This is a genomic window from Actinomyces sp. oral taxon 448 str. F0400 (assembly GCF_000220835.1).
Classification (GTDB): Bacteria; Actinomycetota; Actinomycetes; order Actinomycetales; family Actinomycetaceae; genus Actinomyces.
Genome location: NZ_GL985606.1, coordinates 1,906,371 through 1,930,019, shown reverse-complemented (window position 1 = coordinate 1,930,019; position 23,649 = coordinate 1,906,371). Strand labels below are relative to the sequence as shown.

At 68.6% G+C, this 23,649-nt stretch carries 21 protein-coding genes and 2 tRNA genes; 21 read left to right on the top strand and 2 right to left on the bottom strand.

What is annotated here, in order from left to right; all coding sequences use genetic code 11:
- Nucleotides 1-65: 65 nt before the first annotated feature.
- The 21 genes from HMPREF9062_RS08230 to HMPREF9062_RS08130 all read left to right on the top strand — a co-directional run bounded on the left by HMPREF9062_RS08230 (nucleotide 66) and on the right by HMPREF9062_RS08130 (nucleotide 21,110).
- Nucleotides 66-138: transfer RNA gene (locus tag HMPREF9062_RS08230), tRNA-Gly, on the top strand.
- A gap of 1 nt (nucleotide 139) precedes the next feature.
- Nucleotides 140-214: transfer RNA gene (locus HMPREF9062_RS08225), tRNA-Val, on the top strand.
- Between the two features lie 189 nt (nucleotides 215-403).
- Nucleotides 404-1,651 carry a carboxylate--amine ligase gene (locus tag HMPREF9062_RS08220; protein ID WP_009749640.1) on the top strand — a complete coding sequence of 416 codons (1,248 nt, stop codon included), beginning with the start codon at nucleotides 404-406 and terminating at the stop codon, nucleotides 1,649-1,651.
- Between the two features lie 181 nt (nucleotides 1,652-1,832).
- Nucleotides 1,833-2,879 carry a lipid II:glycine glycyltransferase FemX gene (locus HMPREF9062_RS08215; RefSeq protein WP_009749639.1) on the top strand — a complete coding sequence of 349 codons (1,047 nt, stop codon included), beginning with the start codon at nucleotides 1,833-1,835 and terminating at the stop codon, nucleotides 2,877-2,879.
- Nucleotides 2,880-2,964: 85 nt separating this feature from the next.
- On the top strand, nucleotides 2,965-5,010 hold the full coding sequence (gene thrS, locus HMPREF9062_RS08210; RefSeq protein WP_009749638.1) for a threonine--tRNA ligase: 2,046 nt from the start codon (nucleotides 2,965-2,967) through the stop codon (nucleotides 5,008-5,010).
- A 97-nt stretch (nucleotides 5,011-5,107) separates the two neighbouring features.
- Entirely contained in the window at nucleotides 5,108-5,695 is a 588-nt protein-coding gene (locus HMPREF9062_RS08205) for an HIT family protein (protein WP_034254882.1), read from the top strand.
- 7 nt (nucleotides 5,696-5,702) lie between these two features.
- The gene (gene pgsA, locus HMPREF9062_RS08200) at nucleotides 5,703-6,371 is read left to right on the top strand and encodes a phosphatidylinositol phosphate synthase (protein WP_009749636.1); all 669 of its coding nucleotides are present in this window, start codon (nucleotides 5,703-5,705) and stop codon (nucleotides 6,369-6,371) included.
- Complete coding sequence (locus tag HMPREF9062_RS08195) at nucleotides 6,368-7,345, top strand: phosphatidylinositol mannoside acyltransferase (RefSeq protein WP_009749635.1); 978 nt, start codon at nucleotides 6,368-6,370, stop codon at nucleotides 7,343-7,345. Before pgsA ends, HMPREF9062_RS08195 begins: the two co-directional genes overlap by 4 nt.
- Entirely contained in the window at nucleotides 7,342-8,523 is a 1,182-nt protein-coding gene (locus tag HMPREF9062_RS08190; RefSeq protein WP_009749634.1) for a glycosyltransferase family 4 protein, read from the top strand. Before HMPREF9062_RS08195 ends, HMPREF9062_RS08190 begins: the two co-directional genes overlap by 4 nt.
- Before the next feature lie 3 nt (nucleotides 8,524-8,526).
- Nucleotides 8,527-9,168, top strand: coding sequence for a hypothetical protein (locus HMPREF9062_RS08185; RefSeq protein ID WP_009749633.1), 642 nt, complete (start codon nucleotides 8,527-8,529; stop codon nucleotides 9,166-9,168).
- Nucleotides 9,165-10,364, top strand: a complete 1,200-nt coding sequence (locus HMPREF9062_RS08180; RefSeq protein WP_009749632.1) for a PrsW family intramembrane metalloprotease — start codon at nucleotides 9,165-9,167, stop codon at nucleotides 10,362-10,364. The genes HMPREF9062_RS08185 and HMPREF9062_RS08180 overlap by 4 nt, the downstream gene beginning before the upstream one ends.
- Before the next feature lie 50 nt (nucleotides 10,365-10,414).
- A complete protein-coding gene (locus HMPREF9062_RS08175; RefSeq protein WP_253270685.1) occupies nucleotides 10,415-11,011 on the top strand; it encodes an NUDIX hydrolase in 597 nt (198 codons plus the stop codon).
- A 115-nt stretch (nucleotides 11,012-11,126) separates the two neighbouring features.
- Complete coding sequence (locus HMPREF9062_RS08170) at nucleotides 11,127-11,885, top strand: YebC/PmpR family DNA-binding transcriptional regulator (RefSeq protein WP_009749630.1); 759 nt, start codon at nucleotides 11,127-11,129, stop codon at nucleotides 11,883-11,885.
- Between the two features lie 64 nt (nucleotides 11,886-11,949).
- Nucleotides 11,950-12,561: a crossover junction endodeoxyribonuclease RuvC gene (locus HMPREF9062_RS08165; RefSeq protein ID WP_009749629.1), complete on the top strand. Its 612-nt coding sequence runs from the start codon at nucleotides 11,950-11,952 to the stop codon at nucleotides 12,559-12,561.
- A gap of 91 nt (nucleotides 12,562-12,652) precedes the next feature.
- Nucleotides 12,653-13,282 (top strand): Holliday junction branch migration protein RuvA, encoded by a 630-nt coding sequence (gene ruvA, locus HMPREF9062_RS08160; protein WP_009749628.1) that lies wholly within the window; start codon nucleotides 12,653-12,655, stop codon nucleotides 13,280-13,282.
- Entirely contained in the window at nucleotides 13,275-14,330 is a 1,056-nt protein-coding gene (gene ruvB / locus HMPREF9062_RS08155) for a Holliday junction branch migration DNA helicase RuvB (RefSeq protein ID WP_009749627.1), read from the top strand. The genes ruvA and ruvB overlap by 8 nt, the downstream gene beginning before the upstream one ends.
- A gap of 151 nt (nucleotides 14,331-14,481) precedes the next feature.
- On the top strand, nucleotides 14,482-14,877 hold the full coding sequence (locus tag HMPREF9062_RS08150; protein WP_009749626.1) for a preprotein translocase subunit YajC: 396 nt from the start codon (nucleotides 14,482-14,484) through the stop codon (nucleotides 14,875-14,877).
- Between the two features lie 67 nt (nucleotides 14,878-14,944).
- Nucleotides 14,945-16,981 carry a protein translocase subunit SecD gene (gene secD / locus HMPREF9062_RS08145; RefSeq protein ID WP_009749625.1) on the top strand — a complete coding sequence of 679 codons (2,037 nt, stop codon included), beginning with the start codon at nucleotides 14,945-14,947 and terminating at the stop codon, nucleotides 16,979-16,981.
- Nucleotides 16,978-18,069 (top strand): protein translocase subunit SecF, encoded by a 1,092-nt coding sequence (secF, locus tag HMPREF9062_RS08140; protein WP_009749624.1) that lies wholly within the window; start codon nucleotides 16,978-16,980, stop codon nucleotides 18,067-18,069. The genes secD and secF overlap by 4 nt, the downstream gene beginning before the upstream one ends.
- The gene (locus tag HMPREF9062_RS08135) at nucleotides 18,066-18,623 is read left to right on the top strand and encodes an adenine phosphoribosyltransferase (protein ID WP_009749623.1); all 558 of its coding nucleotides are present in this window, start codon (nucleotides 18,066-18,068) and stop codon (nucleotides 18,621-18,623) included. Before secF ends, HMPREF9062_RS08135 begins: the two co-directional genes overlap by 4 nt.
- Before the next feature lie 138 nt (nucleotides 18,624-18,761).
- Complete coding sequence (locus HMPREF9062_RS08130) at nucleotides 18,762-21,110, top strand: RelA/SpoT family protein (RefSeq protein ID WP_009749622.1); 2,349 nt, start codon at nucleotides 18,762-18,764, stop codon at nucleotides 21,108-21,110.
- Nucleotides 21,111-21,181: 71 nt separating this feature from the next.
- On the opposite strand, the gene HMPREF9062_RS08125 is transcribed toward HMPREF9062_RS08130, so the two are convergent.
- Both HMPREF9062_RS08125 and HMPREF9062_RS08120 read right to left on the bottom strand, forming a co-directional pair.
- Entirely contained in the window at nucleotides 21,182-21,823 is a 642-nt protein-coding gene (locus HMPREF9062_RS08125; RefSeq protein ID WP_156789997.1) for a hypothetical protein, read from the bottom strand.
- A gap of 184 nt (nucleotides 21,824-22,007) precedes the next feature.
- Nucleotides 22,008-23,510, bottom strand: coding sequence for a DUF349 domain-containing protein (locus tag HMPREF9062_RS08120; RefSeq protein WP_009749620.1), 1,503 nt, complete (start codon nucleotides 23,508-23,510; stop codon nucleotides 22,008-22,010).
- Nucleotides 23,511-23,649: the final 139 nt, after the last annotated feature.

Here is a 23,649-nt window from a genome sequence, read left to right as displayed (position 1 = left end):
GACGATTTGGCCCCGTGCTCGTGCTCTGCTACCTTTCCTCCCGCACCGGTCATCGGTTGCAGCGCGCGGATGTGGCTCAGTTGGTAGAGCATCACCTTGCCAAGGTGAGGGTCGCGGGTTCGAGTCCCGTCATCCGCTCGGGCGATTGGCGCAGCGGGAGCGCGCTTCCCTGACACGGAAGAGGTCACTGGTTCGATCCCAGTATCGCCCACCATCGTCGGGTCCGGGACGTCATGTTCCGGGCCCTCGTTACGAGCGCTCTCCCTCGGGACGAGCTGTGCGCTCGCAGCGCATCACATCGAACCATGCTGAATCACACCGATCGCATCGCTCATGTCGATTGCGTCGCCGCGGCCCCCGCTCGGGCCCGGCGACCGGCGAGAACTGAGAACACGGAGAATCCATGCCCCCCTCCACGCGCCGCCCCTCGCGCCCCGACCTGCTTCCCGTGGTGATCGGCGGGGACATCGGCGGATACGCACTGGCCCGTCAGCTCCATGACGCCACCGGACAGCGGGTGACACTGCTGTCGCCCAGCCCCATCGAGGCGATCTCCCTGTCGAGCTACATCGACGTCATCCACCAGGACTCACGCGACGAGGCCGGTATGGTCTCCCGCTTGCGCGGCCTCGTGGCGGGACGGGCCGAGCGCAGCGCCGTGATCATCGGCAACCGCGATTCGACGGCCCAATTCCTCGTCGCCCATCGCGATGAGCTCGAACCCGAGTACGTCGTCCCCTTCCCCGACGTCGAGGCGATGAACACCCTGAGCGACAAGGTCGCCTTCGCCGCCGCCTGTGCGGACCAGGGCCTGCGCACCCCGCGGCAGGTCGTCGTGGACTGCTCCGAGCTCGCCGACGCCGATCCTCGGATCGACATCCCCTTCCCCCTGGTCGGCAAGGCCGCGGTTGGAGCCGACTGGGACGCCGTCGAGTTCCCCGGCCAGCGCAAGATCTACTTCCTCGACACCCCCGATGAGCTGGCCGCGCTGTGGGAGGACCTGCGCGGCGCCGGCTACAGGTCCACTTTCCTCATCCAGGAGCGGATCCCGGGCGACGACGACGCCATGCGGTCGGTGACCGCCTACATGGCCTCCAACGGCGAGATGACGATGATCGGGTCAGCGCGGGTGCTCCTGGAGGACCACGCGCCCACCCTCATCGGCAATCCTGTGGCCATGATCACCCAACCCTTCCCCGAGATGTGGCGGGGCGTTGAGAGACTGCTGACGTCCGTGGGCTACCGGGGCTTCGCCAACTTCGACATCAAAATCGACCCGCGCGGCGGAGACCCGGTGTACTTCGAGCTCAACCCTCGCATCGGCCGTAACTCCTTCTACATGAGCGCCGCCGGTGTCAATCCCATGGTCGTCATGATCCGGGACCTGGTCGACGCTCGCCCCGGACCGCGACGGGAGGCCGTCAAAGAGGTGCTTTACAGTCTCCTGCCGCGTCACCTCGTCCTTCACCAGGTCGACGATCCGGACCTGCGTCGCCGCGTTCTGCGCCTGGCGCCGCGCGCGGTGGACCCGCTGCTCGACCCCTGCGAGCGCTCGCTGCGTCGCCGTCTGCTCATCAGCGCTCAGAAGCTCAACCACGACCGGAAGTTCCACCGCTACCACCCCCGGCCGCTGGGCCTGAGTCGGCGTTGAGCCGATGCTGAGTCGGCGCTCCCGCTCTGGCATACTTTCCGCACGGCACCCGTCTACTCGCCGGGCCGTCCACCCCGTCCTCCTTTCGAGCGAGTGACGATCTCGTTCCAGGGGAGGAGCACAGGGACCCCACGGGCCGATACTCTCAGCCCAGAAGATATTCCATTGACCTGGAGGCTTCATGACGCACGCGTTCCGCACCACTTCGCGCACCGAGAGCCTCCGCCCCATCTCCGCGCGGGACATGCGGCTGGCCATCGGCTGCACTCCGGCTCCCATCGAGCAGCTGGAGCCGTGGGAGGCCTACGAGGCCAGCCAGGGGCACCCCCTGTTCGGGCGCTATGTCTACGAGAATGAGGGCAAGCCCGTCGCCGTCGTGGCTCTGTACCGCTACGAGGTCGCCGGTCAGCGCTTCCTGTGGGCCAAGCACGGGCCCGTCTGGCTCAAGGAGCAGAGCCCCGAGCGCGAGGCGCATCTGCGCTCGCTCCTCGTGCGGGAGGTCAGGATGAAGGATTCCCGCATCATCTTCGTACGCATGCATGCCCGCTACCGGGCGGCGGACACCCGCGAGCTGTTGTCGACCATCACCTACGACCGTACCTACGTCATCGATCTGCGACCTCGTACGCCCGAGGCCATCGCGGCGGCCATGCCCAAGGATGGGCGGCGCGGCGTCAAGCGCGCCGCCCGGGTCGCCGCCGAGGCCGGGTGCGTCCTGACCGAGGAAACCGGGCTGAGCCGTCAGGCCTTCGATGAGGTCTACGCGGTTATGGTCAACACGGCCGAGCGCGACGGCTTCAGACCCCATCCCTCCGAGGTCTACTGGGACATGCTGCGCACCCTGGGGCCGGAGCACGCCAGGCTCTTCGTGCTGCGTCGCGACGGCGCACCGCACTGCTGGGATCTGGTCACGGTCGCCGGCAGGGCGAGCGTCGCCTACTACGGGGCCTCCTCGGATGAGTCTCGGACGTTCCGCGGCGCTGAGGCACTCGACTGGTTCGTGGCCTGCACCATGGCCGCCGAGGGCAAGGACACCTTCGACCTCATGGGCGCGGATTCCGCACGGGTGCCTGAGCTCTACGGAGTCGGACGCTACAAGAAGCGTTTCGCCCACCACGCCACCGAGGTCGATGGCGCCTGGGACGTCCCCGTGCATAGGGCCATCTACGCCGGGCTCGTCCACGCGCGTCGTGCTCGCCACCTGCTGCGGGATCGTCTGGGCCTCTGAGGCGGCTGCCCCGACGAGTAGACTCCCCGCCGTCAGCGGGCGCACCCGTGCAGCGCCCGGTCCACGCAATCACAGGAGCAGACCCGTGCCATCCCAGCCCACCATCGACATCGCTCTTGACGGCGCCGTGCGCAGCATCGAGGCGGGCACCACGGGAACGGCCCTCTTCGGGGACGACCGCCGGATCGTCGCCATGAAAGTCGACGGCGATCCTTGGGATCTGGACCGCGAACTGCCCGACGGCGCCGTCGTCGAGCCCATCGTGCTGACCAGCCAGGACGGCCTGAACATCCTGAGGCACTCGGCCACGCACGTCATGGCGCAGGCGGTCCAGGAGATCTTCCCGGATGTCAACCTCGGTATCGGCCCTTTCATCACCGACGGTTTCTATTACGATTTCGGCAATATCGGCGCCGTCACCCCCGAGCTGCTCAAGGACATCGAGAAGCGCATGAAGCGCATCGTCAAGGAGGGGCAGCGATTCGTGCGTCGGGACATCACCGAGGCCGAGGGGCGCACCGAGCTGGCCGACCAGCCCTACAAGCTCGAGCTGATCACCACCAAGGGCAGGGGGGCCGAGGCCTCGGCCAGCGTCGAGGTGGGCGAGACGGGCCTGACCATGTACGACAACGTCCGCAGGAACGGCGAGGTTGCCTGGAAGGACCTGTGCCGTGGTCCCCACCTGCCCTCCACCCGATTCATCGGGACGGGTTTCGCCCTGACCAAATTCTCGGCCGCCTATTGGAAGGGCGACCAGTCAGGGGACTCCCTGCAGCGCATCTACGGCACCGCCTGGGCCTCCAAGGAGGACCTCAGGGCCCACCAGGAGCGCATCAAGGAGGCCGAGCGCCGCGATCATCGCAGACTCGGCGCTGAGCTTGATCTGTTCAGCTTCCCCGAGGAGATCGGGCCCGGCCTGGTGGTCTTCCACCCCAAAGGGGGAATGCTGCGTCACCAGATCGAGAGTTACGTCATCGCCCGGCATGAGGAGGCGGGCTTCGACTTCGTCCACACTCCGGAGATCTCCAAGGGGGGCCTGTTCCGCACCTCGGGGCATCTGCCCTATTACGCGGACACCATGTTCCCGCCCATGCTCGCCGATGAGGAGACCGACGCCGGGGGGAACGTCATCAGGGCAGGCCAGGAGTACTACCTCAAGGCCATGAACTGTCCGATGCACAATCTCATCTTCCGCTCCCGCGGACGCTCCTACCGGGAGCTCCCGATGCGCCTGTTCGAGATGGGGCGCGACTACCGCTACGAGAAGTCCGGGGTGGTCCACGGTCTGACCCGTATGCGCGGCTTCACCCAGGACGATTCCCACACTTACTGCACCCGGGAGCAGGCGCCCGATGAGATCAGGAAGCAGATCGAGTTCTTCATCTCGATCCTGTCGGCCTTCGGACTGACCGACTTCCACCTCGAGCTGTCCACGCGTGACGAGGACGGGAAGGGGAAGGGCAAGTTCATCGGGGACGAGGAGGACTGGACGGTCGCCACCCGGACCCTGGAGGAGGTCTGTCGCTCCACCGGGCTCGATTTCGTGCCCGATCCGGGCGGTGCGGCCTTCTACGGGCCCAAGGTCTCCGTCCAGGTCAGGGACGCTATCGGCCGGACCTGGCAGATGTCGACCATCCAGTACGACTTCAACCAGCCCGAGCGCTTCGATCTGGAGTACACGGCGGCCGACGGGAGCCGTCAGCGGCCGATCATGCTGCACTCGGCCAAGCTCGGCTCCGTCGAGCGCTTCATCGGCGTGCTGATCGAGCACTACGCGGGCGCGTTCCCCGCCTGGCTCGCGCCCGTGCAGGTGCGGCTCGTGCCCGTCGCCGAGGCCTTCAACGATTACGTCGAAGACGTCGCCGTCCGCCTGCGCGCACGCGGGGTGCGAGTCGAGGTCGACGTCTCCGACGATAGATTCGGCAAGAAGATCCGCAACGCCTCCAAGGAGAAGGTCCCCTTCACGCTCATCGCCGGCGGTGAGGACGCCGCCGCCGGCGCCGTCTCCTTCCGCTTCCGCGACGGTGCGCAGACCAACGGCGTCCCCTTGGACGAGGCCGTCGCGCATATCGTTCGCGTTGTCGACGACCGTATCAACGATCCGGCGGGGGAGAGGTTCACCCGTGACTGAGATCCCCGAGTCCGACGGCGTCCTCGTCTCCGGAGCCGGGGGCGAGGACACGGATGCGGCCGTCGAGCCGGACGCGTGCGCGGATTCCCGGACGGACCTGGCGCATGTGGAGGGCGTCGTCGTCGATGGCGTTCGCATTGAGACGTCCTTCCAGCACGCTGATGCCCCCGACCCCTTCGGACGCTTGTGGACACCGCATCGGATGGTCTACATCGGCGGCCAGGACAAGCCGAAGGACTCCTCACGCGAGCAGTGCCCCTTCTGCTCCGCCCCCGGGCGCTCCGACCAGCAGGCGCTGATCGTCCACCGCGGTGAGGCCGTCTACGTGCTCATGAACCTCTACCCGTACAACACGGGTCATCTTCTCGTATGCCCCTACCGCCATATCTCGGACTGGACCGAGGCCACTGACGCCGAGCGCGTCGAAATCGGCCGGCTGACCGCTCGCGCTATGGAGGTCGTCCGCGTCGTATCCCATCCCCACGGCTTCAATCTGGGCATGAACCAGGGCGAAGTCGCCGGCGCCGGCATCGCCGCTCACCTCCACCAGCACATCGTCCCGCGATGGACCGGCGATGCCAACTTCATGCCGATCATCGGCAAGACCAAGCCCGTCCCTCAACTCCTGGGCATTCAGCGCGACCAGCTCGCGGCCGCCTGGGACACCGCTCCCACGACCCTGTGAGGACCCTATGCTCGGACAGTACGGCCGAGGCCTGACCAAGGCACTTCTCACCCGTCCCGCGCTCGCCATGGCCCGGGTCGGGATCACTCCCAATATGCTCACCGTGACCGGCGCCGTGGCCTCGGCGGGCGTGGCCGTGGCGACTCTCCCGCAGGGCCGCTTCGTCGTCGGTCCACTCCTGCTCGCGCTCGTCCTGATCGGGGACTCCTTCGACGGCATCCTCGCCCGAGCTACGGGGAGCGGTTCCGTCTTCGGCGCCTTCCTCGACTCCACATTGGACCGGCTCGCCGACGGCGCCGTCTTCGGATCTCTGGCCGCCTGGGCGGCCCTGACGATGGATGCCGACGACATCCGGCTGCGCACTGCCACGGTCGTCCTCGCCCTAGGCTGCGTCGTGCTCGCCGCAACCGTGCCCTATGCCCGCGCCCGCGCCGAATCCATCGGGGCCACCGCCTCGGTCGGGATCGCCGAGCGCACCGACCGTCTTGTGATCGCCCTTGTGGCGACCTTCGCCGTCGGGCTCGGGGCCCCCCAGTGGGTGCTGTCCGTCGCCCTCGGCTACGTGGCGCTGGCCTCCGCGATCACCGTCGTCCAGCGCATCGCCGCCGTTCGCCGCCAAACGGTGGACCGGCAAACCAGCCGGGCGAGCGGGACCGCATCGGGGACGACCGCATGAGAACGCGTGCCGACGCCCTGTACCGCATCGCCTGGCGGCATGCGCACGCGCTGCCAACGCCACTGGGTTACGGCCTTTCCCGCGCGGGAGCCGACGCCGTGTGGACCGTGCAGCGGCTGCGCAGGGGACGGACCGGGGTCGATCAGCTCGAGAAGAACCTGGCGCGCCTCCTGCCGGCCAGTGCGACTGCCGCGCAGGTGCGCCGGACCTCCCGGGCGGGCATGCGCTCCTATATGCGCTACTTCTACGAGGCTTTCGCCCTGCCCGGCGTAAGAGAGGAGCAGATCCTCGCACGAGTGCGCCCCGAGCTGCCTCCGCAGGTGCACACCGACTTGAAGCAGGGCTCGATCGTGCTGGCCATGAGCCACATGGGCAACTGGGATCTCGTGGGCGCCTGGGCGTGCCGCCGGCTGGCCACCGTGCTGACCGTGGCCGAACGCCTGGAGCCGGCCGACCTGTTCGACCAGTTCGTCGCCTTCCGCGAGGGCCTGGGCATGAAGATCATCGGCCAGGGACGCGGCGAGAAAGTCTTCGACCGACTCGTCGTCGCCGCTCGGCACGGCGGCCCCTACGTCATTCCCCTCCTGGCCGACCGCGACCTGTCTGCCGCCGGCGTGAAGGTGGACCTGTGCGGGTGCACGGCGCGGTTCGCGGCGGGCCCCGCTGCTCTCGCCGCGCGTCTGGATCTGCCCCTGTACGTTGGCGCCATGCACTACGAGCGCCTGACGGGTGGGCGTCGGCGGGCGGCGGGATCGCGGTGGGGCCAGGTGCTGACGCTGCGCGAGGTGCCCCGACCCCGGGGACTGAGCGGGCGCGACCTCGTCGTGGCCCACACCCGTGCCTGGGCCGCCGTCATGGGGTCGCTGCTCGCCGAGCACGCCGTCGACTGGCACATGCTCCAAGCAGTCTTCGACGCCGATCTCGACCAGAGACGTCTGGCGCGTAGCCACGCGGCGCAGGAGGAGCGCGCATGAGGATCGGCCTCGTCTGCCCGTACTCGCTGGATGCGCATGGAGGAGTGCAGGTCCATGTCATGGACCTGGCCGCGGAGTTGCGCGGGCGCGGTCATGACGTGCGGGTGCTGGCGCCGGCGTCGGCCGATGTCGAGCTGCCCGAGTGGGTCACCAGCGCCGGCGATTCGATCGCCATCCCCTACAACGGCTCGATTGCCCGCCTCAACTTCGGCACCGCGGTGGCGCGTCGGGCCCGTCGTTGGCTGGAGACCTACGACTTCGACCTGCTTCACGTTCACGAACCGATCACGCCCAGCGTCGGCATGCTCGCCCTCCAAGCGGCTGCCTGTCCTGTGGTGGGCACCTTCCACGCCGCCATGGACCGCTCTCTGGCCCGCGAGCTGCTCTCGCCCGCCGCGGTACCGCTCATGGAGCGGATCGGCGCGCGCATCGCTGTGTCCGAGGAGGCGCGCCGCACTCTCATCCAGTACCACGGCGGCGACGCCGTTGTCATCCCCAACGGGGTCTACGTCGCCCCCTTCGCGGCGGCCGCTAAGGACGATCCGCGTTTCGCCGGCACGCCCGAGGCACCCACGATTTCGTTCCTGGGACGCCTGGATGAGCCTCGAAAGGGACTGCAGGTGCTGGCGGCGGCCATCCCCGCCGTCCTGGAGCGCGTTCCCGGAGCCCGCTTCCTGATCGCCGGTCGCGGTGAGGCCGAGGAGCAGCGCAGCGCCCTGGCCCGCCATGGCGACGCGGTGGTCTTCCTGGGCGGGGTCTCGGACGCGGACAAAGCGGCCATGCTCGCCTCGACCTCGTGCTATGTGGCGCCTCAGACCGGCGGCGAATCCTTCGGAATCGTGCTGGTGGAGGCCATGGCCGCGGGCACCCGAGTGGTCGCCTCGGACATCACGGCCTTCTCCGACGTCCTGGGAGAAGGGGCCTACGGCGCGCTGTTCCGCAACGAGGACGGTCAGGACTTGGCGCGTGCCATCGTGGAGACCCTGACCGACACGCGCGCCTCCGACGCCCGTCGCGTTGCAGCCGCCGCCGTGGTGGGCCGCTACGACTGGTCCACGGTGACGGATGCGGTGCTCGACGTCTACGACATGGCCCTGTCCACCGCCCATACCCGAGTGACCATCGCACCGGGCTCGCGCACCATCGTGGGCCGCCTGCGCGATGTCCTGGAGGACTGACCCGTGGATGCCCCGCTGACCGTTCTGGCCGCCGTGCTCGCAGCGGCTCTCGTCCTGCTGGCCCTGGGGTGGACCCTGTATGCCGTGGCGCTGCGCGTGGATCGGCTCCATCGGCAGGTTCTGGGCTCACGGGCCACACTGGAGGCGCAATCGATCCACCGCGCTCAAGCGGCCCTCGATCTCGCGGCCACCGGGGCGCTCGACCCGGCATCGGCCCTTCTGCTGTCCCGCGCAGCCCACGACGTCCTCGACTGCGAGGGTCCGCTGGTCGAGGATGGGCTGGACCCCGAGGCCGGCGGCAGCGTCGTCGCAGGGCGCAGCCGGTCTCTGATCGAGTCCGACCTGTCACGGGTCATCCGGGCAGTGCTGCACGCACGCGCGCGCGCGGCCCTGGCCGACCAGCCGCTGGCCGACGACGCGCTCGCGCGCCTGGACAAGGCCTGCTACCGGCTTGTCCTGGCCCGGCGGTTCCACAACACCCACGTGGCCGAGGCGCGGCACCTGCGTTCTGGCGTCCTCGTCAGGCTTCTGCATCTGGCCGGTCGCGCGCCAATGCCCCGGACCTTCGACATCGACGACGACGCGGCTCCGTCCGGGCCGGTCACCAGACCGGACGGCATCCCTGTGGACGGGGGGACGGTATGAGCATGCACACCCCTCCCGCCAACGGCTGGTCTCCGCGCGCCGGCTACCGGCGCACGGCCTACCCCGCAGCGGCCGCGGGCCCGTCGTCACTGACCGAGTGGACACCACAGGTCGCCTCCGCACGTCGTCACAGCCTCATCGCGACCGCCGTGCTCGGCGTACTGGGGGGACTGGGGCTGCTCATCATGCTGGTCGTCGTCTACCTCTCGACGGGAGAGGCCTCTCGACTGCTGACTCCGGTGCTGCTGGCGGCCGTCCCTCTCACCATCGTCCTGGGCACCGTGCGCTGGATCGATCGGTGGGAGCCCGAGCCCGTGGGCATCCTGGCCGCCGCCTTCCTGTGGGGCGCGGGCGTGGCCACGGTGGTCTCGTTGGTGGTCAACACCTCAACCTCCTCCCTCGTGGTCTCCTCCACCGGGTCCAGCTCCGGGGCCGAGTTCTTCTCGTCGGTCGTCTCGGCGCCCTTGGTCGAGGAGTCGACCAAAGGTCTGGGCGTGCTCCTCATCTTCCTGGTGTGGCGGCGCTCCTTCAGCGGCCCTGTGGATGGGATCGTCTACGCTTGCGTCGTTGCGGCGGGTTTCGCCTTCGCTGAGAACGTCCTGTACTTCGCCACTTACTCCGACCAGATCGTCTCCATCTTCATCATGCGCGGCATCCTCTCGCCCTTCGCGCATGTGACCTTCACCGCCTGCACCGGGTTGGCGATCGGCGCGAGTTCGCGCATGCGCTCCTCCCTGGCCTGGATTTGGACGACGCCGCTGGGTCTGGTGTGCGCGATCGTCCTCCACGCCTTCTGGAACGGCGTCATCGGCCAGGCCCAGGTGCTCTACTTCCTCATCGAGGTGCCCTTCTTCATCGGCTGGGTCGGCCTGGTCGTCTGGCTGCGGTGGAGTGAGCGCATGAACATACGTGCACGGCTGTCCGATTACCAGCGCGCTGGTTGGTACGGCTCAGCCGAGATCATGATGCTCACCACCAGCTCGGGCCGTTCGGCGGCCGTTCGGTGGGCCAGGAGCCGGGGGCCGCAGGCTTTGAGCGCCATGAAGACGTTCTTGACGACGTCGGCGGCGCTTGCCCAGCTGCGCCAGCAGGCGCTCGACGGCCATGCCGAGGCCGACTTCGCGACACGGGAGGCGGCTCTGCTGCGCACGGTGTCCTCCACCCGTCGCGTATTCACCGGTGTGGGTCCGGTATGACCGGATGCGACGCGGTCGGCCTGGCTGACGACGGCCGGGATCCTCGGCGCGTGCCCGAGAACTGGCGCGAGTTCGTCGACCCCGACGAGTGGGTCCTCAATCGCGAGGGGCTGCCGGCGCGGCGGGCGGCGCGTGTCATCGTGCTGCGTCGGACTCCGCGACCGGCGATCCTGCTCGCCGTCGGGCACGACGCTGCCGACGCGGGGCGCTTGTGGGCGTTCACTCCGGGGGGAGGCATCCTGCCCCGGGAGGGCCCGAAGCAGGGGGCGCTGCGTGAACTGGCCGAGGAGACGGGCGTGCACTTGACGGCGCGCGATCTGGTCGGGCCGGTTGTTGATCGCTCCGCCCGTTTGGATTTCGACCGCATCACCTGCAGGCAGGAGGAGCTGTTCTACCTGGCCCGGCTCGACGCCCGGGGCGTCGGACGTGCCGACGCGGCCCGCGGGGAGGATGGGCAGATGGACCGCAGCGGCTGGACCGCTGCGGAGCACGAGGTGCTCGATTCGCTGCGGTGGTGGCCCCTGGACGAGCTCGACGCCGCCGCGGGCGCCGGGATGACCGTCTACCCCGCTGTGCTGCCGGCGCTCGCCCGCAGCCTCCTGGCCGGCTGGGACGGGAGGCTACGCGTGATCCGCGAGGAGGACTGACCGCCGCCCAGCGTTAGTATGGCCGAGGTTTTCCATGAGCCGCGAGGCGGCCCGTGGTCGTAAACATGGCGCTCCCGCACGGGACGCGCATCCGGATCGATACCCAGGAGAACACATGTCGGGTCACTCCAAGTGGGCCACAACCAAGCACAAGAAGGCCGCGATCGACGCCAAGCGCGGCAAGCTCTTCGCCCGCCTCATCAAGAATGTCGAGGTGGCGGCGCGCACCGGGGGAGGCGACCCTGCCGGCAACCCCACCCTCTTCGACGCCATCCAGAAGGCCAGAAAGAACTCCGTGCCAGCCGATAACATCACTCGAGCCGTCAAGCGCGGGTCCGGTGAGGAGGCCGGCGGCGCCGACTGGCAGACCATCATGTACGAGGGCTACGGTCCCGCCGGTGTCGCCTTTCTCGTCGAATGCTTGACCGACAATCGCAACCGAGCTGCTTCCGACGTACGGGTCGCCTTCACCCGAACCGGTGGGAGCCTCGCCGATCCGGGAAGCGTGGCTTACAACTTCACCCGCAAGGGCGTGGTCGAGATCGCCAAGACCGATGGCATCGACGAGGACGCGATCCTCATGGCGGTGCTGGACGCGGGAGCCGAAGAAGTCGTCGAGGGGCGGGACTCCTTCGAGGTCATCAGCGAGCCCAACGATCTCATCGCGGTGCGCAGCGCCGTGACGGAGGCGGGCATGGACTACGACTCCGCCGAGTCCCACTTCGTGGCGGGCACCAAGATCGAGGTCGGTCCGGAGGACGCCCGCAAGGTTCTGCGCCTCATCGACGCCCTGGAGGACCTCGACGACGTTCAGAACGTCTTCACCTCGGCGGATATCTCGCCCGAGGTCGCCGCCCGACTCGACGACGAGTGAGCCGACCCTGGTCCCCCTCGCCGTCCGGCCCGCCTCCGCCAGCGCCGTCGTCGCCCAGCAGCGGGTGCTCGGGGTCGATCCGGGTCTGACGCGGTGCGGTCTGGGCTGCGTCGACATCGATCCCCGGCGTCGGGCGCGCCTCGTGCGGATGGGTGTCGTGCGCACCCCGCCGTCCCAATCCCCCGAGCAGCGCCTGCTGACCATCGCCGAGGCCTTCGAGGACTGGATCGCCGGGCTTGCCCCCACGGCCGTGTCGATCGAACGCGTCTTCGCCCAGGACAACCTGCGCTCGGTCATCGGGGTCGCTCAAGTGACGGGTGTGGCGATGGTCGTCGGCGCTCGGGCTGGCCTGGAGGTCGCCTTGCACACCCCCAGTGAGGCTAAGGCGGCGGTGACCGGGTCGGGCACGGCGGGCAAGGCTCAGGTGCAGGTGATGGTCCAACGGATCCTGGGGCTGGTCGAGCCGCCCCGGCCGTCGGATGCCGCCGATGCCCTCGCCCAGGCCATCTGCCACGGATGGCGCGGCGGCGGGACGGGTGCGGACGGGGCCGCTGAGATGGTCTCCGCAGGCGGTTCGGTGCGCGTGTCGGCGCGCACCTCCGCACAGCGGCAGTGGGCGGCCGCGCAGGCTGCCGTTAGACGCACCGGGGCCGTCGACCCCCGGCGTCGGCGGTGACGGCGCGCGCCGTGCGCGTACGGCTCCCCGGTCGCCGGCTGCTAGCCTGTGGACAGGTGTTCGACCCCCTTCTACCCAAGGAGCCTGCCCCATGATCGCGTCACTGCGCGGAAGAGTCCTCGACGTCTCCCTGACCGGAGCGGTCATTGAGACGGGGGGCATCGGCATGGCCTTCCAGGCGACGCCCGCCACGTTGTCCGGGCTGCGCACCGGCGAGGAGGGCTTCGTGCTCACCGAGCTCGTCGTCCGGGAGGACTCCATGACCCTATTCGGTTTCGCCGACGCCGACGAGCGCCACTGCTTTCGCGTTCTGCTGTCGGCCAAGGGCGTCGGCGCCAAGCTGGCGCTGGCCGTGCTCGCCGTCCACGCCCCTGACGCCCTGCGCCGGGCGGTCGCGAGCCGGGATGTCGCCGCTCTGACGCGCGTGCCCGGTCTGGGCCCCAAAGGGGCGCAGCGCGTCATCATCGACGTTGGCGACGGGCTGGGCGCGCCCGCCACCGACGTCGAGTCCGTCGCCGAGGCCGGGGGCGGGACGCAGGGGGAGGGGGGCGAGCCGAATCCGGACGTCGTCGCCGCCCTGATTCAGCTCGGCTGGAACGAGACGACGGCCACACGAGCGGTGATCGCCGTCGAGTCGAGTGGCGAGGGGGGAGCCGGGCTGAGCGTTCCCGAGCTGCTGCGGGCTTCCCTGCGCTGGCTGGGAGGCGGTCACCGTGACTGATGCCGTTCCATCGGCGCCGGGGACGGACCCGGCCGGTCGCCTCGTCACCGGCGGCGCAGATGATACCGAGCGCGCCGCCGAGGCCGCCCTGCGTCCCCGGCGCCTGGAAGACTTCATCGGCCAGGAGGTCGTGCGCAGTCAGCTGTCGGTCGTGCTGCGCGCCGCCCTGGCCCGCGGTGCCACGCCCGATCACGTCCTGCTGTCGGGCCCGCCCGGACTGGGGAAGACGACGCTGGCCATGATCATCGCCGCGGAGGTCGAGGGCTCCCTGCGACTGACCTCCGGACCGGCCATCCAGCACGCCGGCGACCTGGCGGCCATCCTCTCCTCTTTGGAGAGGAGCGACGTTCTGTTCATCGATGAGATCCACCGCCTGGCCCGCACCGCCGAGGAGATGCTCTATCTGGCCATGGAGGACTATCGGGTCGATGTCGTCGTGGGCAAGGGGCCCGGTGCGACCTCGATTCCGTTGACGCTGCCGCCCTTCACGGTGGTCGGCGCGACGACTCGCGCTGGGCTGCTGCCTGCCCCGTTGCGCGACCGCTTCGGCTTCACCGGTCACCTGGAGTACTACGGGCCGGCGGATCTGGCCCGCATCGTGGCCCGGTCCGCCGATCTGCTCGGCGTCGTCATCGCGCCCGATGCGGCCGACGAACTGGCGCGCCGATCGCGCGGCACCCCTCGCATCGCCAACCGCCTGCTGCGGCGCGTTCAGGACTGGGCCCAAGTGCACGGCACACCGGGACGGTTGGATTTGAGGGCGACCCGCGACGCGCTGGCGATCTTCGAAGTGGACGTCTTGGGGCTGGACCGCCTCGACCGCTCGGTCCTGCACGTCCTGTGCACCCGTTTCGCGGGCAGCCCGGTGGGGCTGACGACCCTAGCGGTCAGCGTCGGGGAGGAGCCCGAGACCATCGAGACGGTGGCCGAGCCCTATCTCTTCCGCGAGGGCCTGATCGTGCGCACGCCCCGGGGCCGCATGGCGACGCAGGCCGCCTACGAGCATTTGGGGCTGGCCGTCCCCGACGACGGCCTTCTGTTCTCCTGACACCGCGCGAGGCGTCGGGGACCGAGCGCCCGTGACGGCGACGGTCATGTCTCACACGCGCTCGCGCGCTGACAGCGTCGGGCGGTGGCCTAGACTCGGCAGCGCTGTTCCTCTCGACAAGAGGATCTCTCAGACGAACGGAGTCTTCCTCATGATTTCCATGCTTCTCATGGTCGGCCTCATGCTGCTGGCCCTGTGGGCCATGTCGCGCTTCTCACGCACGCAGCAGCAGAAAATGGTCGCCGAGCAGGAGCGGCGCACGGAGGAGGCTCTCGTGCCGGGTAACTGGGTGCGCACGCGTGCCGGTTTTTACGGCACCGTGGTCGAGGTCAGCGGCGATGTCGTGACGTTGGCCACTCCATTGGGCGATGAGTCGCTGTGGAACAAGGCCGCGATCATCGGGGCCGAGGAACCGCCCTTCGCCACCGAGGACGACGGTTCCGCGGACGACGGGCGCACCGGCGGCGCTGGCCCGGACGAGGGCGGGACTTCCGATGCGCCCGGCGATGAGGACGCCGAGGCGGAGAAGGTCGATGACGAGGCCTGACACCCCCGCGCGCACCAGAGACACCTGAGCGGCCGAGAGCCGCACCACCTCCTGAGGAAGGGACCGCGTGTCCACCAAGCAGACGAAGCATCCGGGACGTCGCCTCCTGGTGCTGCTTCTCATCATCGTGATCGGTTTCGCAGGGCTCTACGCCGGCGCCGCCACCGGCCGTGCATCCATGACTCCGGGCCTCGCCCTGGATCTGGAGGGCGGTACTCAGATCATCCTGACTCCCACGACGTCGGACGGTTCCGAGATCACCGACGACGACGTCAACCAGGCCATCGAGATCATTCGTCAGCGCGTGGACGCCTCCGGCGTCGCCGAAGCGCAGATCTCGCGCCAGGGCGGGCAGAACATCGTGGTTTCACTGCCGGGCACCCCCAGTCAGGACACGCTCGAGCTGGTGCGGACCTCGGCCGTGCTCTACTTCCGGCCGGTCATCAGAATCATCCAGGGCAGCGCGAGCGCGATCGCGGATTCTCAGAACCAGTACCTGGCCCAGCAGGCCCCGGCTACCGACGAGGCCGGCCAGGCGGACGCCGAGGAGGGGGCGTCCGAGACCCCGTCGGGGGGGACCGCTCAGCCCGAGGCCGACTCCCAAGCTGCTCAGCCCGACTCGGGGACGGGCGACGATGCCGCCGGAGGGACCGCCGAGCCGTCCGCCCCGCAGACCGTCACCCCCGAGCAGGTCGCGATGACCTACGCCGACACCAACGGCGATGGAATCATCAGCGATGAGCCCCTGGCCTCGACCTCCGACGACAGCTCCTCGGACTCATGGATCACCGAGCAGATGATCTACGACGCCTACATGACCGATTGCACGGCGCCGGACAACCTCACCGGCGAGACGCAGGACCCGGCCAAGGCCGTCATCTCCTGCTCCAAGGACGGCTCCGGCACGGCCTACATCCTCGGTCCCGCCGATATCGCGGGCACCGACATCGCTAGTGCCACCTCCGGTCTGGAGACCACCAGCCAGGGTACGACGACCAACAAATGGGTCGTGTCCCTCGAATTCGACTCCGAGGGTACCCAGGAGTTCGCCGATGTCTCACAGCGCCTGATCGCCTATCGGGACCAGGCCGCCGCCTCCCAGTCGCAGGGGTCCTCCGGAGCGCAGTCCACGGACGCGCAGAAGGCCCAGTTCGCCATCGTGCTGGACGGGCTGACCATTATGTCCTCGGGCTTCAACCAGGAGGTCACGAGCCCCATCACCGACGGCCGCGTCCAGATCACCGGCGGGTTCACTCAGGAGCAGGCCAAGACGCTGGCCAATCAACTGTCCTTCGGCTCCCTGCCGCTGAGCTTCACCGTCCAGTCCGAGCAGCAGATCTCGGCGACCCTGGGCACCGAACAGTTGCGCAACGGGCTGATCGCCGGTCTGGTCGGCTTTATCCTCATCATCGTCTACCTGGCCTGGCAGTACCGGGGCCTGAGCGCTGTCGCCGTGGCCTCGCTCATCGTGGCTGCCGCCATCACCTACCTGGCGATCGCACTGCTGAGCTGGGGTATGGGCTATCGCCTGTCTCTGGCGGGTGTGGCCGGGCTCATCATCTCTATCGGCATCACGATGGACTCCTTCATCATCTACTTCGAACGGGTGCGCGACGAGGTCCGCAACGGTCGCACCCTGGTAGCCGCCGTCGATGAGGGCTGGAGGCATGCACGTCAGACGATCATCGTCTCCGACACCGTCAACCTGGTGGCCGCCGTCGTGCTGTACTTCCTGGCCGTGGGCGGTGTGCAGGGCTTCGCCTTCACCCTGGGCGTGACCACGGTGGTCGACCTGGCGGTCATCGTCCTGTTCACCCATCCGATGATGGTCTGGATCCTGCGCTTCGCCTTCTTCGGCGAGGGGCATCGGCTGTCGGGTCTGGACCCCGAGCATCTCGGAGCCCGCTCTCTGGCCACCTACGGCACGAGGCGCCAGGCGGTCATCGAGGCCGCTACGGGTTCGTTGGCCCGCCGCAAGGCCGAGGCCCGCAGACGGGAGACCGCCGACTCGGGGGATCGACAGGACCGTGAGGAGCCGGAGGAGGCGGACGGAGACGGCGCCGTCGGCTCCGAGGCCATCGAGGGAAAGGACGAGACTCAGTGATCTCGCTCGCCGCGCTGGGCAATGAGCTGTACTCGGGCAGGACCTCCCTGCCCTTCGTCCCCAGACGACGCCTGTGGTACACTATCGCCGTCGTCGTCATCGTCGTCTCCGCCGTCCTCGTGGTCAAGCCGGGCCTCAACCCTGGCATCGACTTCAAGGGTGGTTCGGAGATCACCATCACCGGGGTCGCGGATCCATCAGAGGGCCCTGCGAATGACATCCTGAACGATGAGGGCCTGTCCGCCGGCTCAAGTGTGACGACCATGGGCTCCTCCTCCGTACGGGTTCAGGCCAGCGAACTCGACAAGTCGCGGCTCGACGCTCTGGCCTCCGCCTTGGCAACTGCCTACCGGGTGGACGCAGGCAACGTGTCGGCCACCACCATCGGCCCGACCTGGTCCTCGGATGTGACCAGCAAGGCGATCCGAGGCCTGGTGATCTTCTTCCTTCTCGTGGGCGGCCTCATCTGGATCTACTTCCGCACCTGGAAGATGGCCGTGGCCGCCCTGCTCGCCCTGGGTCACGACATCATTATCACCGTCGGCGTCTACGCCGCCTCGGGCTTCGAGGTCACTCCCGCGACCATCATCGGCGTGCTGACCATCCTGGGGTACTCTCTGTACGACACGGTGGTCGTCTTCGATAAGATTCGTGAGAACACGGCGCACTTCGATACTCAGACGCGTTCGACTTACAGTGAGTTGGCCAATCTCGCGGTCAATCAGACCTTCATCCGGTCGGTCAACACCTCGGTGGTCGGTGTCCTGCCCGTCGCCTCCCTGCTCGTGGTCGGCGCTTTCATCCTGGGAGCGGGCACGCTGCGGGATATCGCCCTGACCCTGTTCATCGGCATGATCGCCGGAACCCTGTCCTCCATCTTCCTGGCCACCCCGTTGCTGGTGGACCTGCGCAGTCGGGAGCGGAGCGTCGTCGACCAGGCGGAACGAGTGGTCGCCAGGCGTGCAGCGCAGGCCGGCGACGACGAGGCACAGGCGGCCGTAGCCGCCGCGCCGGCGGCCGCTCCGCTCATCCCCGGCCACCATCTCGGCGTGTCCGCGCAGCCCAAGAGAAGGAGAAAGCGGTCATGACCGCACCCGCGTCCGTCCTGCCGGCCGAGCTGACCCGGCTCGTTGTGGACAACCTCCGGGAGGTGCCGGACTTCCCTGAACCCGGTGTCCTGTTTCGCGACATCACTCCTCTACTGGCCAACGGGCCCGCCTTCGCCGCCTTTATCAACGGTCTGGCGGCCCACTACCGTGGACGGGTCGATGCCGTCGCGGGTCTGGAGTCGCGCGGCTTCATTCTGGCAGCGCCCCTGGCCGTGCATCTGGGCATCGGCATGATCACCGTTCGCAAGGGAGGCAAGCTGCCGGGACCGGTCGTCGGCGTGGACTACGAGCTGGAGTACGGCACCGCCCGGATGGAGATCCGCCCCGAGACGGTCGTCCCGGGCCAGCGGGTTCTCGTCATCGACGATGTTCTAGCCACCGGCGGGACCGCCTCGGCCTCCATCGAGTTGATCGAACAGGCGGGCGCCAGCGTCGAGGCTATTTGCATGCTCCTCGAGTTGGCGGGGCTCGGCGGTCGGGATAAGCTTCCGGGCCGCGAGATCGACTCCGTCGTCACGTTCGCCACGACCTGACGTTCACGGGACTCGGCGCGGCGTCGACGGAGGCACCCCCCGGCAGCCGGCCGAAAGCTGCGCAGCAGGCGTAGGGCGGGGGACTTGTGAGGCTGCGTCGGGTCGGGGCATGACCTGCTTCACGGCTATGATCCCGACATGACGGAGACGAAGAGCAGCGGCGTCGACGGGCGAACCGTTGTCCCAGGGTCGCGGGTCCGCAGCCGCCTAGCGTGGTTCGGCTCGCGCGGGCATTCGACGCCCGCGGCTATTGAGCCGCTCATGCGGGCGCTGCGCGCCAACCATCCCAAGGCGGACACCAGTCTCATCGTGCGCGCCTACGAGGTCGCTGAGAAGGCCCACACCGGGCAGTTCCGCAAGTCCGGTGAGCCGTATATCACCCATCCTGTGGCGGTGGCGACCATTCTCGCCGAACTCGGCATGACGTCGCAGACTCTGGCGGCCGCTCTGCTGCACGACACCGTCGAGGATACCGACTACTCCCTGGATCGTCTGCGCGCCGACTTCGGTGGTGAGATCGCCCTGCTCGTCGACGGCGTCACCAAGCTCGACAAGCTTCAATACGGGGAGGCGGCGCAGGCCGAGACCGTGCGCAAGATGATCGTCGCGATGTCCAAGGACATCCGCGTGCTCGTCATCAAGCTCGGCGACCGGCTCCACAATGCGCGCACCTGGAAGTACGTCTCCGCGGAGAACGCAGCCCGGAAGGCCAAGGAAACCCTTGAAATATACGCGCCTCTCGCACACCGTCTGGGCATGAACACCATTAAATGGGAGTTGGAGGACCGCTCCTTCAAGGCCCTCTACCCCGGTGTGTATGAGGAGATCGAGCATATGGTCGCCGAGCGGGCTCCGGCTCGTGAGGAGTACCTGCGCCAGGTCCGGCTTCAGATCGAGGAGGATTTGCGCGTCAACAAGATCAAGGGTGTCGTCACCGGTCGCCCCAAGCACTACTACTCGATCTATCAGAAAATGATCGTACGGGGTAAGGAATTCGATGACATCTACGACCTGGTAGCCGTGCGCATCATCGTGGACACTATTCAAGACTGTTACGCCGTCCTCGGTTCTCTGCACTCGCGGTGGACGCCCATGAGCGGTCGCTTCAAGGATTACATCGCCGTTCCCAAATTCAACCTCTACCAATCCCTGCACACTACTGTTGTCGGCCCGGGCGGGAAACCGGTGGAGATTCAGATCCGCACCCATGAGATGCACCGCATGGCGGAGTACGGGGTAGCGGCGCATTGGAAGTACAAGGAGGATCCCAACGCCACAGGACCCAGTCCCCTGGGAGGCGCTCCCGGGGACTCGGACGCAGGGGAGATGGGCTGGCTGCGTCAGCTCGTCGACTGGCAGAAGGAGACGAAAGACCCCACCGAGTTCCTGGACTCGCTGCGCTATGAAATGGCGGGCACACAGGTCTACGTTTTCACCCCCAAGGGCGACGTGATGGCGCTCCCCGGCGGGGCCACACCGGTGGATTTCGCCTACGCCGTGCATACTGAAGTAGGCCACCGGACGGTGGGGGCCCGTGTCAACGGGCGCCTCGTCCCCCTGGACACGCGTCTGGACAACGGTGACACCGTCGAGGTCTTCACCTCCAAGGCGCAGGGCGCCGGGCCGAGCCGCGACTGGTTGACCTTCGTGGGCTCCACGCGTGCCCGCAGCAAGATCCGTTCCTGGTTCTCCAAGGAGCGTCGTGAGGAGGCGATCGAGGCGGGCAAGGACGCCATCGCCCGCGCGATGCGCAGGAAAGATCTGCCGATCCAGAGACTCATGAGTCGCGACTCGCTCATGGATGTGGCCACCTCGCTCGACAAGGGGGATATCGACGGTCTGTACGCCGCTGTGGGGGAGAGACGCATTTCGGCCCAGCATGTCGTCGAAACCCTCGTGGCCGCCTTGGGCGGGGAGGCAGGCACCGAGGAAACCCTCTCCGAAGGGGTCGTGCCCACCAAATCCGCCGCGGATCATCGCCGCGGTGGGACGGCCGACGCGGGCGTCGTCGTCGACGGCATGGAGGAGGGCGATGTCTACGTCAAGCTCGCCCGCTGCTGCACGCCCATGCCGGGGGACCCGATCATCGGCTTCGTCACCCGCGGCTCGGGCATCTCGGTGCACCGGACCGACTGTCAGAACGTCGAGCAGCTCGGACGCGAGCCCGAGCGCATGCTCTCGGTGCACTGGGCCGAACACGCCCACAGCGCCTACCTCGTCCAGCTCGAGGTCGAGGCCCTGGACCGCGGGGGTCTGCTGGCGGACATCACCCGCGTCCTGGCCGATAACCACGTCAACCTCATCAGCGCCACCATCGGCACCTCACGCGATCGCGTCGTGACCGGGCGATTCGTCGTCGAGCTCGCCGAGGCCGGTCACCTGGACCACACGCTGTCCTCGCTGCGTCGCATCGACGGCGTCTACGAGGCGCGACGCACCACGTCCACGGCCGCCCGCCGGCACAGGCCCGAGCTCTCGACAACGTAGGAGCCGCGCTCGTGGGCGCCTCACCCGCGCCCCGTGTTCCGGAGGTTTCCCCCGGGCGAGGAGTCGAGGCCTCATTCGCGGGCTCTGTGCTCCGGCACGATCGCTTCGATGATGCGCCGGGCACGGGGTCCGCCGCGCTGCGACGCACCCCGGCAGGTCATCAGCGCCAACGCCAGACGGTTCCGGTCCAGCCCGGCGTCGCGGGCGCGGATCATCGCGTCCACGGCGCGCACGGGCGGTGCTGTTCGAGCGACGTCGACCACCGCCCGTGCGAGTGTGCTGCACGGCACGCCGCCGACGAGTTCGACCTCCTCGGGTGGGATAAGCGCTCGGGAGAACACGACCGTCCGGTTCCGGCCCCGGCGGGCCGGGTGGGCGACGTGAATGGCGGCGGGGGCCTGCCCGTCGAGATGAACCCACACTGCCGTATCCATCGCGATAACCCCGCCGTCGGGCACGACGGTGGAGACGATGCGTGCGCGCGCACCGGGAGTGCGCAGCAGATCGCGAGGGACCCTCATGGTGCCGACGGGCGCGAGGAGCCGCTCGTCGAGTCGATGGCAGCGCAGCACAGTCAGCTCCCGGTCCGACAGGGGTCCCAGCGCGGGCTCGAAGGGGCGGGGCAGGAAACGGGCGAGCACCGTGCGGGCGCTCAGATCCCGTGGGAAGTCCGATGGGCGGGCCGACGCGGCGGCGATGGAGGAAGGAGGCATGGGGCCATGGTGATGGCACTGCCGCGCACCGCACCAGAGCACGGGCGCCTTGTGGATAAAACCCGTCTGCGACGCCATGAGCTCCGACACGCGGAGGCGGGGTGTTGAAGACAGACGCCCCGTCGGCGCCGTCGGCCCACTGGATGACGGCGCCGACGGAGCGGCGGGAGCGCGCCGGCGACTCTCAGGCGCGGGCGGAACGGCGCACTTGGTCGAGCCAGGCGCGCCGGGCCGTGAGCGCGGCCTCGGCCTCGGCGATCTTCTTCGTGTCGCCCGCAGCCGTTGCCGTCGCCAGATCCTTCTCCAGCTCGGCGATCGAGTCCTCGAGCTGGCCGGCCAGGCCTTCGGCCCGGGCCTTGGTCTCCGGGTCGGTGCGGCGCCATTCGGCGTTCTCCGCCTCGCGGATCGCGTCCTCGACGGCGCGCATGCGGCCCTCGATGCGGCGCAGAGCCGAGCGCGGGACACGACCCGCCTCCTCCCAGGCGTCCTGGATGGGGCGCAAGGCCTTCTTGGCGGACCTGACGTCCTTGACCGGGAGGAGCGCCTCGGCCTTGGCGGCGAGGGCCTCCTTGACCTTGAGATTCTCGGCGTACTGAGCGTCGATGGCCGCATCCTTGGCGCGACGGGCGTCGAAGAACACCTGCTGGGCCGCGCGGAAGCGAGCCCATAGAGCATCATCCTCCTTGCGGGAGGCTCGGCCCGCCTTCTTCCATTCGTCCATCAGGGCGCGGTACTTCGCGGAGGTCCCCGCCCAGTCGGTCGAGTCCGACAGCTCTTCGGCGCGCTTGATCAGGGCCTCCTTGGCGACCTTGACCTGCGCCTGCTTGGCGTCCAGTTCGCTGAAGAACTGGCGGCGGTGGCGGTCGAACGCCGTGCGCGCGTGGCTGAACCGCTTCCACAGGGCGTCCTCCGTGGGGCGGTCCAGACGCGGGCCACGGCGCTGGGCCTGCTTCCACTTCTCCAGCAGCTCGCGCAGCTCGGCGCCCGAACTCTTCCACTGGGTGCGGGCAGGATCCTGGATACTGATCGCTTCGGCGCGCTCGACGATGGCGGTGCGGTCCTTCAGCGCCTGCTCCTTGGCGGCAGCGCGCTCGGCGGCGACAGCTGCGCGACGCTCGGAGGCGACGGCCTTCAAGGCCGTGAAGCGGGCTCGCAGCCCCTCCAGATCTCCGACGGCGGCCGGCTCGGTCAGGGACTGGTCGATCGACTTCAAAGTCGAGTCGATCTCCCTGATGCTCAGCTGGGGAAGACGGGTGGCGAACAGATCGACCGTGGCTTTGAGGTCCAGGAAGCGGCGTACGTAGAAGGCCATGGCTTCAGCGATAGGAGCGTCGGGGAACTGACCGACCTCCCGCTCAGCGCCCTTGTCCTGGACGTAGACCCTGCCCTCACCGTCGACGCGGCCCCACTTGGCGGCGTCCATGGCCTCCTGAGGGTCGACCTCCGGTTCGCCGGACGCGGCCGCCGCAGGGGCCTGGGAGACGGCGGGCTGCCTGGGCTCTGGTGCATCCCCGGCGGGGGGATCGGTGGGCCGAGTCTTTCCGGTGGCGGGCGGCTCCGGTGATGCCGGTCCGGACGCGATGCTGCGCTCCCCGGCGCTGGCGGTGGTCTCGATGGCGGAGGAGGGCTCCGTTTGGGACGTGGCGGTGGGATCCAGCTCGGTGTCGGGCTGCGTCTGCTCAGTCACGTGTGCTCCTTCATAAGTTGACGGGGTGGATCCGGGCAGAAGCCCTGGCCATGTCCGTTCGCGCCCGGCGGTGCCGGGAGTGTCCTGCTGCGGGGCGGCAGAGATGAGCACCACTCTACGTGCTCATCGCGGTGCGCGG